Raw genomic sequence first — 10,691 nt, 5'->3', positions numbered from 1 at the left:
GTTCATGGTTTTGGCGCTTCTACAGACCACTGGCGCTTCAATATTCCTGCTTTAGAAGCCCATCATCCAGTTCATGCCCTAGATCTTCTTGGCTTTGGCCGTAGTGCGAAACCATCTGGCGAGGCCTATGGCGGTGAGCTCTGGCGTGATCAGCTTTGCAGCTACGTAACTGAACGCATCGGCAAACCCACAGTTGTTGTTGGCAATTCCCTTGGCGGTTATGCCGCCCTTGCAGCCGGTGCTGCCTTGAAGCAGCAGTGCGCCGGAGTGGTGCTGCTAAATGCAGCCGGCCCTTTTAGCAGTGAGCAAAAGCCCCCTCAAGGCTTTGCAGCAATAGCCCGCAAAACAATTGCTTCTGCCTTACTGCAAAGCCCTGTTTTGCAACGTTTGATCTTTGAAAACCTGCGGCGGCCCGCCACGATTCGACGCACCCTTAATCAGGTTTACGTAGACAAAACCAACGTAGACGACTTTTTGATCGAAGCAATTCGGCGGCCATCGCTTGATCCAGGCGCTTTTGGTGTTTTTCGCACTGTTTTTGATTTTCCTAAAGGTGAACCGCTCGATCATTTATTTGCTGAGTTGCACGCTCCTTTGTTGTTGCTCTGGGGCATCCGCGATCCATGGATCAATGCTGTAGGCCGCAGGGCTTTATTTCAAAGCTATGCCCCAAGTGCAACCACTGAAGTTGTATTGGAGGCGGGTCATTGCCCCCACGACGAACAACCAGCGGTTGTTAACAAAGAGCTGCTGCAATGGCTTCAAACCCTCAACTGATTTTTTCTAATGGCCCTGCAACAGCTCACCAGCCCCTATCCCCATTGGTTATTTACAGACGCCAGCAGTGGCGATCAGATCCGTTTGGTGCCTGAACGGGGCGGATTGCTTACCGGCTGGTGTTGCGGCGGCACTGAAATTGTTTATCTAGATGAGGCGCGTTTTCTGGATCCAAGCCAGTCGATCCGCGGCGGTGCACCGGTGCTATTCCCAATCTGTGGCAATTTGCCAAACGACCAGTTGCCCCTTGCCGATGGTCGTGTTGCCAGCCTTAAGCAACATGGTTTTGCCCGCACCATGCCGTGGCAGCTTTCTGCTCTGGAAGATGGTTGCGGTGTGAGACTCGAACTCACCCACACCGCCACCACCATGGCGGAGTTCCCATTTGAATTCCTGCTGCAACTTGATTACCGCCTAGCTCCTGGTGCTCTAGAGGTGTTGCTTACGCTTCACAACCGCTCCAGCCAATCGCTGCCTTTTAGTTTTGGTTTGCATCCTTATTTCAATATTTCCGATCTAACCGGCCTCAAATTTGAAGGAATGCCAGAGCAGTGCTTAAACCATCTGCAAATGGCCCCTGCCGCCACGGCCGAACAATTGCAAAAGCTTGAACAGGGCATTGATCTATTGGTGCGGCCAGAAGCATCTGTATCCCTTGTTGATATTGCGGCGAAACAACGTTTGCGGATGGAATTGAGCAAGCCCTGGAATCTGGCGGTGTTTTGGACTGATCCCCCCCGCAAGATGATTTGCATGGAACCCTGGACAGGGCCTCGCCAAAGCCTGATTAGTGGCGATAGCAAGCTTGAATTAGCAGCAGGCGCAAGCCAGGAGTTGCAGTGCCGCTATGTGGTGGAAGGCCTGTAGCTGGAAAAGCACTGATAAATTTGCCTGTAATTAAGCGGTGGCCTTTGGGTGAGTGAAGTAAAACGGCGCTTTAGCTATCGGCCCGATATCGACGCAATGCGTGGTATTGCTGTATTAGCAGTATTTATATATCACTTAAATGAAGCCTGGCTCCCCGGTGGTTTTGCCGGGGTAGATATTTTCTTTGTGATTTCTGGATATGTAGTAACAGGATCAATAATTGGCCATAGCACCGAAACCCCTTGGCAACAGCTAAGTGGTTTTTACCTGCGGCGTATCCGGCGGATACTGCCAAATTTGCTGGCATCTGTTGGTGTAACAAGCCTTGGTATTGCCTTATTGGTGCCACCAACTGAAACTCGTAGCCTGTTTGGTGATGCCGTAAAAGCTTTATACGGTTGGTCTAACAATCGCTTTGCTGCCAAAGCAACCGATTATTTTGGCTTGGATTCAAATTTGAACCCTCTATCCCATACCTGGTCTTTAGGGGTGGAGGAACAGTTTTATCTGATCTTTCCGCTGCTGCTTTTGCTTATAGGGGTAGGCCGGAGGCGGGCCATACCGATATTGCTAGGGCTTGTAATTGCTTCTTTGCTGCTGAGTTTGTGGTGGACGCGGGAAGCACCGATTTTGGCTTTTTTCTTGATGCCAAGCCGGTTTTGGGAATTAAGCGCAGGTTCAGTGCTGCTGCTTGCCCAATTGCAAGGTGTCAAAGCGGGGAGCGGGAAAGCTTGGCTCAGGATTAGTGGTTATGGCCTGCTGCTGTGGGCACTATTTAAAACATCAGCGCAGCAGGGATTCCCTGCCCCTGGCGCGCTTGCAGCGGTATTAGCCACGTTGTTGCTGTTGCAGGTGGGTTTTGAAGCTGCCTCGCAACGCTTCTTGCCTTGGCGCTGGCTAGAGCGGGCATTGGTTGCCTGCGGTTTGCTTTCTTACTCGCTGTATTTATGGCACTGGCCGGTGCTGATCTTTTTACGTTGGACCTACGGCATCGATCGGGTTTGGTTGTATCTGCTGGCGATTGGTTTGTCTTTTGGCTTTGCCTGGTTGGCCTATGTGCTGATTGAGCAGCCGGTGCGGCGTAAACCATTGGCGGGTCCGTGGCAGTGGGGCTTAGCACTGGCAGCAATTGCTTTTACCTGGACGGGTATCGATGCTTTGGCTCATCCATTTAGGGGCAAGCTTTTTCTTGGTAGTGGCCTTGATCCGGTGCCAAAACTAGAAAAGATTGCAGAACATCGCCCGGTGATTGTGGGCACTGAAATTAGTGATGCCAGTTGCAGTGTGGCGAACTGGACGCCTTACAGCACTACAAGCCGCACCGATTTCAAGCGCTGCATAAAGGCGGGCCGCCCTGGCGCTGCAGAAATCTTTCTGCTCGGTGATTCCCATGCCCATCATCTGCTGCCAATGCTTGATGAGGTAACAAATAAGAGCAAGCAAGCAATTACTTTTACATTTAAAAGTAGTTGCTTGATAAGCCCTGATATCACGATAAGTTTTGACAACAAACCCTATGAGCCTTGCCGTCAATTTGCGGCCGGCGAAATAAATAGGGCAGTAGAAAGGCTCCAACCCGGCGACATAGTTTTGATTTCTACTTGGTTAAATAAGCAATTAGCTGATATTGATGGCCGCGGACGCCCCAATGATTTTCCGGTATATGTGGATGGCCGCCAGTTAAGCCCAGCTAAGGTGCGAGAGGCTTACATAGCCAGCACCCGTAAGATTGCTAAACAACTGGCAAAAAAAGATATTCAACTAGTGCTCGTTGTCGATGTGCCTATCTTGGCAAGGGAGCCGGTTGTATGCGAAGCCTGGGCTAAGTTGCTTCCTAATCGTGAGGGGGGTACTTTCTGCTCTCCATCTGCTGCAATTACAGCTGAAATGCAAACCACCCTGCGCCGCAGCTTGGCCCAGGTAGCAAAAGGTTTGCCAAATGTGCATATTTTTGATCCCACCGATTATTTATTGTTTGCTGGCCGGGTTCAGCACCGCCGTATTGATGGCACCTTGCAGTATGCAGATAGCCATCATCTTAGTTATTCCGGTAGTAAAGATTTAGCAGCACCATTTCAACGTTTTCTTGAGGCTCAAGGTTTAGTTGCTGCAAACCCCAGGTAAACGGCCGCGGCATAGTTGTTGCAATGGATCAAATTGATGTTTTACAGCTTCAATTACGCGCCGAGATGGTGCATCTTCCCAAGCGGCAATTGGGTGATGGCTGGGCCCCTGCAGCACTGTTAAGTAACCGCCAAATTGCTTGCAGGCCCGCCGCAGAGTTTCCACCTTGTAAGGGACCATGTCTCTGAGTTTTGCTAAGCCAAGCCCGATGCCACTGGCAGCCCCCAGCTGCAGCTGCCAGCCCATGGCGGCAGGTGATTGCAGCAAGCTGTGCGCCTGAACAGGTTCAAGCCCCAGCCGCAGCAACCATTGATCCGCCGCCAGCGGCTGCTCTGTTTCTGAGTTGCAGTGATCTAGCTCTAGCCCTAAAGGCAGCAGCTGCAGCAGCTGTTGATGTTGATGTTGCAACTCAGTGTTATCAAGGCTCACCAGCCCAAGCATTAGTGCAGCGGCCCCTGGCCCCTGGCGCCACTGGATGAATTCAAACGCCAAGGGGCTTTGTAGCAGCAAATGTTGGCGTAATTCTTGTAATTGCAACAGCGGCCCAGATACACGCAATAAACGGCGCGCTTGCGGCAAAGGCATTGTGCGTAGCGTGATTTCGCTGATCAGCCCAAGGCTGCCCCAGCTTCCTGCAAACAAACGCATGAGGTCGTAGCCGGCCACATTTTTCACCACCTGGCCCCCTGCTTTTGCTGCAGTGCCATCACTGCGCAGCAGGCTTAGCCCCAGTAATTGATCGCGCAGGCCGCGGTAGTGATGTTGCAAGCGGCCACTTAAACCCCTTGCCACCAGCCCGCCGATGCTGCTGGGCCCCGCCACCGGCGGATCTAATGGCAACCATTGACCCTTTTCAGCTAAAACCTGCTGCAATTGCTCTAGAGGCAATCCTGCTTCCACCGTTACGGTGAAATCATCCACCGCATGCTGCAATACCCGATTGATGCGGGCCATGCTCAGTGTTGAACCGGCATCTGGCTGCAGAGCTGCACCCCAATGCAGATGATTACCAAAGCCACTAGGCACCCAGGGGCTGGCGCTGGCATGCAATTGCTGCACCAGTTGCATTAACTCATTGCGCTCTGGCGTTACAACTGGAACTTGATCCGGCATGCCGGCAGATGGAGCACAACCTCAAGATCATCGTCTTCGACGACGACCCCACTGGATCTCAAACCGTTCATGGTTGTTCGTTGTTGTTGGATTTCAGCAGCAACAACCTGAAGGCTGGCCTTGCGGATTCAGGGGCTTTGCTGTTTTTAATCACCAATAGCCGCGCTCTAGAGCCAGCCCAGGTGGTGGAGTTGTTTACAACGATTTGCAAACGCTTAAAACCACTTCTTGCTGAATTAGATCGACCTTGGCTGGTGGTGAGCCGTGGTGATTCCACCTTGCGGGGCCACACCCCCTTGGAGCAGGAGCTGATCTGCAGCTTGCTGGGGCCATTCCACGCCAATTTATTAGTGCCAGCTTTCCCCCAAGGGGGCCGCACAACGCTTGCGGGTCAACACTTATTGCATGGCGAGCCGGTGCATTTGAGCCCCTTTGGCAAAGATCGCCGTTTTGCTTACAGCAGCAGTTATCTAGGCCAATGGCTGGAATTTAAAAGTGGTGGCCGGCTTAATGCTGCTCGCATCAAAAATTTGCACGCCGCTGATTCATTGGCGGATTTAGCAGCCGGTGAATGGGCGGTTGTTGATGCCCAAACCCCCCAAGATCTTGATGATTTAGGAAAATCGCTGCGGCAGGAATTGCTTGAGGCCGGTAAACAACATTTCTGCCAAAGCGCCGCCAGCTTGTTAAACGGCTTAGCCCAAATTCCTGCCATACAGTTTTCGCTGGCTCAATTGCCCCCCCGCAAAGGCCCAGGCCTGGTGCTGGTTGGATCCTATGTACCCCTGGCGGATCAGCAGCTGGAGTTGCTGCTAGCTGAACCCCGTTGCCGGGGTGTGGAATTTCCAGTGGATCAATGGCTTGCAAATCCTGCAAGCAAACCCCTAGAGCTGGGCCTGCGGCAGCAATTGAGCGCAATTGCTGCCGCAGGCCTCACGCCGGTTTTATTTAGCAGCCGCGGCGAACGCCAGGCCATCAGCGCTGATCAGCAAAACCAGCTTGCCCTTGCCATGGCCGAATTGGCCTTGAGCTTGCCGCCACCACTGGCTTATCTGATCGCCAAAGGTGGCACCACCAGCTTCACCTTGCTGCGTGATGGCCTTGGTTTGGAGCGGCTGAGGCTTTTGGGGCAGTTGCTGCCAGGGTTGTCTTTGCTGCAAGCCCAACCGGCCCATCCGATTTGGGGTGAAATGCCGATCGTTACCTTTCCAGGCAATCTCGGTGATGCCAGCAGCCTTAAGAAGTGTTGGCAACTGCTAGAAGCTTGGCGGCTGGATAGCTAGCTACTGCAATTAACCAAATTCCTATAAACCCGCACTGCGGGCTAGTAATTCCATTGGATGGGCCACGGGCAAAGGATCTTCTTGCTTGAGCATGTGTTGGCGTATCTGCAGGCTGCAGCCAATATTGGCGCTAGCAACGATTGCGGCGCCGCTGGCCCGTAGATCAGTGGCCTTTATTTCACCCAGCGCAGCAGCTTCTTCCGGTTGCACCAAGTTGTAAATGCCGGCACTACCGCAGCAAACTCCTGCTTCCACAGCTTCTTTTAAAATCAAGCCAGGAATTGCTTTTAGTAATTCCCGCGGTTGTTCAGTTATTCCTTGGCCGTGGATCATGTGGCAAGCATCGTGAAATACCACCATTGGTTCGGCTAAAGGTTTAAGCCGCGCTTTGAATTCTGCACTTAAGCCCAGTTGCATAAGGAATTCGTGCACGTCCAGCACAGGAGCTGTGAAGCCTTCTTGCCCGGCTAGTAATTGCGGATAACGCTTAAGGGTGTGGCCGCAGCCGGAAGCGGCCACAAGAATTGCATCCAGAGCTTCTGTGGCGGCCGCGGCATTAAAGATCCGCACCAAATCAATGGCCAGGCTCTGGGTTTGGAGCAGTTCCCCTTGATGATCACTCACTGCGCCGCAACAGCCCTGGCCTGGAGGCAGCAGCACCTCCACCCCATTGGCTGCGAGCACCGCCAAGGTGGCTGCATTAACAGCTGGATCAAATACCCGCTGCACGCAACCAAGCACCAAACCAACCCTGGCGCGGCGTGGCCCCTCAGCAGGAATCAGCCCCACCGGATCAGGCCCAAATGCCTCAGCTGGCAAGGGGGGCAACAATTTTTCTATCGCTGCAAATTCGGCGCCAAATAGGCGGGTAATGCCAGTGCGGCGGGCCAGCTTTTGAAGCGCTGAATCGCTGTAGGCGCGCAACGGCGTAAGTATTGCCCGCAGCCGTTTTGGATAGGGCAGCAAATTCAAGAGCAAATGGCGCAGCTGCCGTTGAAAGGGGCTACGAAGAGCTGGGTTATTAAGTTTGGGTCTCACTTCCGCTAGTAATTCGTCGTATCGCACCCCAGCGGGGCAGGCGGTAACGCAGGCAAAACAACCAAGGCAGCTATCAAAATGGCTCGCAACCGTGGCATCAAGTTGCAGTTCACCAGCGGCAATCGCTTTAAGGCTATGAATGCGACCCCGTGGTGAATCCATTTCTGTTCCCAGCACCCGATAGCTGGCGCAACTTGGCAAGCAGAAACCGCAGTGCACGCAAGGGTCTAGTAGTGGAATCTGCATTGAATCAGTGCTCGAAATAACTCACCACCGCTTCTGCAAAGCCAGAGCAGCTCAAAGGTTCAACTGCTGGTTCAAGCAAACGGGCGAGGTCATAGGTAACTTCGCCGTTGGCAATCGCGGCGCTGATTCCTTTGTTTATTAAGTTTGCGGCTTCTTGCCAGCCCATAAATTCGAGCATCATCACGCCACTGAGGATTACAGAAGCGGGGTTGATGCGATCAAGGCCTGCATGTTTTGGTGCTGTGCCGTGGGTGGCTTCAAAGATGGCAGCGCAATCGCCAATATTTGCCCCTGGGGCCATCCCAAGGCCGCCAACTATTGCTGCAGCTGCATCAGAGATGTAATCACCATTGAGATTGAGAGTGGCTAATACCGAATATTCCTGAGGTCTGGTTTGGATTTGTTGAAAAATACTATCGGCAATGCGATCGTCTACTAACACCATCTCGCGCCATTTGCCATTGCCATGGCTGGCACCTATTTGTTGCAGCACCTGTTCCACTTCTGCATCGATCGCTTCTCGCTTATCAGGGGTGAGATTGTTGTAGCCCGGTTCAATCAAGCGGCTGTTATCTGTAATTGAAAGCGTCGGATTTTGCTCTTGATTTGCCAGGATCCAGGCTTCTCTTTCGGTAACACAATCGGCCCGAAATTCAGTAGTAGCTAATTCATAACCCCAATCTCTAAAGCCCCCTTCCGTAAATTTCATGATGTTGCCCTTATGCACCAAGGTGAGATGGCGGCGTTTGCCCTTCAGCCGCAAGGCATGTTGCATAGCCCGGCGGATATGGCGTTGGGTGCCGGCTTTGCTAACGGGTTTGATGCCAAGGGCAGAACCCTCTTTGATGCGTTTTTTACCTAATTGCGGGCTAGCGGGAATAACAGTGTCGTTTAAGTGCCTAAGCAGTTCTTGCCCTACTGGGTCGCTGTCGGCCCACTCAATACCGATATAAATATCTTCTGTGTTTTCGCGATACACCACCACATCAAGGTCTTGAGGCCGTTTGTGGGGGCTTGGGGTGCCGCTGTAATAGCGGCAGGGTCTAACACAGGAATAAAGATCAAATATTTGCCTTAACGCCACATTTAAAGAACGGATGCCACCACCAATTGGTGTGGTGAGGGGTCCTTTGATTGCAACCCCATAGGTTTCGATTGCGGTGAGGGTGTCTTGGGGCAGGTATTGATAGGTGCCGTAAAGCTCACAGGCTTCATCGCCGGCATACACCTTGAACCATTCGATGCGGCGTTCACCGCCATAGGCCTTTGCAACAGCTGCATCAAGTACCCGTTGGGTGGCAGGCCAAATATCAACGCCGGTGCCATCGCCGCGAATGTAAGGAATGATTGGGTTGGCTGGCACCTGTGGCTCACCATCCACAAATTTGATTGCCTCGCCGCGGCTGGGGGTGGTGAGCTTTTCGTAGGTAGTCATCGAGTTATCGCTGCAGGTGCTGGGCAAGATGAGCCTAGTTTTGCGCGTTCTGCCGTAATCAATGCTGCCGAACTGGCACTACCGCTCGTAATCCTTCGCAACTTTTGCAGCCATAACCAGCTAGGGGGCGCTTACGCTCAGTTCAAGATTGCCCTAGCACCGAGCCCCATGGCTGTTGCCCTTGATTCAAATGTTGTTCTAGGCGGCGCAGATGCCACCGAATCTGCAGTTCCCCTCGCCACCCAGCTGCGGGAAGGCACCAAAAAATCCCACACGATGGCGGAAAATACCGGCTTCGTGAGCTGCTTTTTAAAAGGAGTGGTGGATAAGTTGAGTTATCGCAAGCTTGTTGCGAGTTTGTATTTCGTTTATGCGGCCATGGAGGAAGAGATCGATCGCCTGCGGCCTAATCCTGTGTTGCAACCGATCGCTTTCGCTGCCCTTGATCGCCGCAGCGCCTTAGAAGCTGATTTGGTTTTCTACTACGGCGAAAATTGGTTGGAGCAAATCAAGCCCACCCCTGCTGCCACCGAATATGTAGCGCGCATACATGAGCTTGCAAACAGCGCCCCTGAATTATTGGTGGGCCACCACTACACCCGTTACTTGGGTGATTTATCCGGCGGCCAGATTCTTAAAACCATTGCTCAAAAGGCAATGAATATGCAGGGGGATGCCGGTTTGCAATTTTATGTATTCCCTGCAATTGAAGATGACAAGGAATTCAAAAATACCTATAGGGCTGCTTTAAATTCCCTAGCGATTGATCAAACAATGGCTGATCGGATGGTGGAAGAAGCCAATCATGCTTTTCACTTAAATATGAAACTATTTCAAGAGCTTGAAGGCAATTTGGTGGCGGCGATCGGCAAGGTGTTGTTTGGATTTCTTACCCGCCGTCAAATTAATGGCAGCACCGAAACAGTTAACAACTGAGTGAACCGCAGCCCCCTGCGGTTTTTAGTGCCAGGTACCAGCTCTCGTTTTCGCTGCGGAGGGCTGCTGGTGGCATTGCAAAGCGCCCGCCTGTGCGCCCAATTTGCTCCAGCTGTTGAGATCGTTACCTACCGGCAAAGGGAAGCTGGCCACTTGTTTTTAGCTGATTTATTGCAGCAAGAAGCAGCGCCAGGGGCAGCGCTTTGGATTGTGAGCTGGGGATTTGATGTGCCTGGCCTGTTGCGGCAATTGCGGGGGCGAGCTGTGGCGTATCACGCCCACAGCAGTGGCTACGGCTTTGAATTACCCCCCGGGGTGCCGGTTTTTGCCGTAAGCCGCAATACGCTTGGTTACTGGGGTGATCGCGCCCCAAGGTGTCCATTGCTATTGGTTCCCAATGCTTTGGATCCTGCTTTTACAACCCCATTTGTAGATCCGCCAGCTGGTACACGGCGACCGATCGATGTGTTGGTGCAGGCGCGTAAAACAAGCACTTATGTGCTGGATCAATTGGTGCCAGCACTGCGGAAGCAAGGCTTAAAAGTTGAGGTACAAAGCGGTTGGGTGGATGATTTGGCTGCATTATTTGGCAGTGCCACCGTGATGCTTTACGACTCCGCTGATTACTGGCGCAGTGTGGGCGTAACAGAAGGGTTTGGCTTGCCGCCTTTGGAAGCTTTAGCAAGGGGATGCGTGTTATTTAGCAGCTTTAACCATGCCCTTGCCGATAACCTTGATCCCGGTGTAACCGCCTGGCAAATCGGCTGCGGCAGCCTCGCTAATGACTTAAAACAAATTGCGGCGGCGGTAGCAAATCCAGCAGCTTTTAAGCCACAGCCAGAAATGTTGGCTGCTTTGCTGCTAGATCATTC

The 10,691-nt window shown here is 52.6% G+C and carries 9 protein-coding genes; 6 read left to right on the top strand and 3 right to left on the bottom strand.

Annotated features, from left to right (window positions below; genetic code table 11):
* From AC2JC8_RS08170 to AC2JC8_RS08160, 3 genes are all read left to right on the top strand, one after another.
* A partial coding sequence (locus tag AC2JC8_RS08170; protein WP_484594497.1) for an alpha/beta fold hydrolase occupies positions 1–777 on the top strand: 777 nt, incomplete at its 5' end.
* A gap of 9 nt (positions 778–786) precedes the next feature.
* Complete coding sequence (locus AC2JC8_RS08165) at positions 787–1,644, top strand: aldose epimerase family protein (protein ID WP_484400698.1); 858 nt, start codon at positions 787–789, stop codon at positions 1,642–1,644.
* Positions 1,645–1,692: 48 nt separating this feature from the next.
* Positions 1,693–3,768 carry an acyltransferase family protein gene (locus AC2JC8_RS08160; protein ID WP_484594496.1) on the top strand — a complete coding sequence of 692 codons (2,076 nt, stop codon included), beginning with the start codon at positions 1,693–1,695 and terminating at the stop codon, positions 3,766–3,768.
* Here the strand turns inward: AC2JC8_RS08160 and AC2JC8_RS08155 are convergent.
* Entirely contained in the window at positions 3,745–4,881 is a 1,137-nt protein-coding gene (locus AC2JC8_RS08155; protein ID WP_484594495.1) for an FAD-binding protein, read from the bottom strand. The two genes, AC2JC8_RS08160 and AC2JC8_RS08155, sit on opposite strands and share 24 nt — an antisense overlap.
* Positions 4,882–4,889: 8 nt before the next feature.
* Here AC2JC8_RS08155 and AC2JC8_RS08150 point away from each other — a divergent pair, with 8 nt between their 5' ends.
* Complete coding sequence (locus AC2JC8_RS08150; protein ID WP_484594494.1) at positions 4,890–6,164, top strand: four-carbon acid sugar kinase family protein; 1,275 nt, start codon at positions 4,890–4,892, stop codon at positions 6,162–6,164.
* Positions 6,165–6,185: 21 nt separating this feature from the next.
* Here AC2JC8_RS08150 and AC2JC8_RS08145 read toward each other — a convergent pair whose 3' ends face one another.
* Both AC2JC8_RS08145 and AC2JC8_RS08140 read right to left on the bottom strand, forming a co-directional pair.
* On the bottom strand, positions 6,186–7,448 hold the full coding sequence (locus AC2JC8_RS08145) for a (Fe-S)-binding protein (protein ID WP_484594493.1): 1,263 nt from the start codon (positions 7,446–7,448) through the stop codon (positions 6,186–6,188).
* A 4-nt stretch (positions 7,449–7,452) separates the two neighbouring features.
* On the bottom strand, positions 7,453–8,883 hold the full coding sequence (locus AC2JC8_RS08140; protein WP_484400692.1) for an NADP-dependent isocitrate dehydrogenase: 1,431 nt from the start codon (positions 8,881–8,883) through the stop codon (positions 7,453–7,455).
* 168 nt (positions 8,884–9,051) lie between these two features.
* Here AC2JC8_RS08140 and AC2JC8_RS08135 point away from each other — a divergent pair, with 168 nt between their 5' ends.
* Together AC2JC8_RS08135 and AC2JC8_RS08130 are read left to right on the top strand one after the other, a co-directional pair.
* Positions 9,052–9,819, top strand: a complete 768-nt coding sequence (locus tag AC2JC8_RS08135; protein ID WP_484594492.1) for a biliverdin-producing heme oxygenase — start codon at positions 9,052–9,054, stop codon at positions 9,817–9,819.
* Positions 9,820–10,691 (top strand): glycosyltransferase (locus AC2JC8_RS08130; RefSeq protein WP_484594491.1); only part of this gene is annotated, 872 nt, incomplete at its 3' end. It abuts the gene before it with no gap.

This window comes from Synechococcus sp., from assembly GCF_982614295.1.
This window is presented reverse-complemented; position numbering and strand designations above follow the sequence as displayed.